A 340-nucleotide genomic window follows, 5' to 3' on the forward strand; every position below is an offset into this window, starting at 1 on the left:
CCCGAGCTCGGGAAGGGTCACCGCGGTGCCGGACCCCTTGCTCTTGGTCTCCAGGTGCGGCTGCTCGCCCTCGGCGTTGCGGACGTTGCCGTCGGAGTCGCGGCCCGACTCGCCGGAGTCGTCGCCTGACTCCTCGGCGGGCGCCTCGGCCTGCACGGCCTGCTCCTCGTCGTCGGCATCGTGCTCGTCGTTGCCGGCCGGCCCGTCGGCCGAGGCCTCGTCGGAACCGTCGGAGTCGTCGACCTCGGCGTCGGTGGTCTCCTCCGGCTCCGCGTCAGCCTGCTCGTCACCGGATCCGGAGGAGCTCTCGTCGGCATCACCGACGAGTGCCAGCACGGCC

Annotated in this window: 1 pseudogene; it reads right to left on the reverse strand. The window is 73.2% G+C overall.

The annotated features are described in order from the left end of the window. Positions 1-340 (reverse strand): annotated as a pseudogene (locus ACHAAC_RS17470) (hypothetical protein); the annotation flags it as partial.

Origin of the sequence: Aeromicrobium sp. CF4.19 (assembly GCF_051262555.1) — a bacterium.
GTDB lineage: Bacteria > Actinomycetota > Actinomycetes > Propionibacteriales > Nocardioidaceae > Aeromicrobium.